Origin of the sequence: Carboxydocella sp. JDF658, assembly GCF_002049395.1 — a bacterium.
GTDB lineage: Bacteria > Bacillota.
Genome location: NZ_BDLR01000266.1, coordinates 1 through 201 on the forward strand (window position 1 = coordinate 1; position 201 = coordinate 201).

Below are 201 nucleotides of genomic sequence, written 5' to 3' on the forward strand. Positions count from 1 at the left end.
GTACAGTTCCGGTGAGAATCATACCTTCTTGCAGATTGTCCAGGCTGGTCACATCCTGGCGGAAAATGGGCTTAGGTAAATCCTCCCGCGGGTCGCGCCCTGGTTTTTGCAAGGCCTCAAAAATATCCCGCACTGTCGGCACCCCCGCTCCCAGTTCCGCTGCTACCTGCTGCGGGTCCAGCTGAGCCAGAGCCTGGCTTA

At 58.2% G+C, this 201-nt stretch carries 1 protein-coding gene; it reads right to left on the reverse strand.

Features of this window, described 5'->3' with window-relative positions; all coding sequences use genetic code 11:
* Nucleotides 1-201, reverse strand: a 201-nt coding sequence (locus JDF658_RS14160; protein WP_143312042.1) for a hypothetical protein, incomplete at both ends; no start/stop codon positions are given.